Annotated in this window: 1 protein-coding gene; it reads right to left on the reverse strand. The window is 65.0% G+C overall.

Annotated elements, in window-relative coordinates:
* Positions 1 to 377: homoserine dehydrogenase (locus tag HA630_RS01000; RefSeq protein ID WP_166832090.1), on the reverse strand; the 377-nt coding region annotated here is incomplete at both ends.

The following is a 377-nucleotide window of genomic DNA, read 5'->3' on the forward strand; positions in this document are numbered from 1 at the left end:
TTGTGTGCGGCGTCCACGCCTTCGATGTCGAAGGTCGGGTCGGCTTCGGCGTAGCCCAGGCGTTGCGCTTCTTTCAGCACCACGTCAAAGTCCAGGCCCTTGTCTCGCATTTCGGACAGGATGAAGTTGGTGGTGCCGTTGATGATGCCGGCCACCCACTGGATCTGGTTGGCGGTCAGGCCTTCGCGCAGCGCCTTGATGATGGGGATGCCCCCGGCCACGGCGGCCTCGAACGCCACCATCACGCCTTTGGCTTGCGCGGCGGCAAAAATTTCGGTGCCGTGCACGGCCAGCAGCGCCTTGTTGGCGGTGACCACGTGCTTGCCCGCGGCAATCGCCTCCAGCACCAGCGCCTTGGCGATGCCGTAGCCGCCGAT

The organism is Aquabacterium sp. A08 (genome assembly GCF_011742065.1).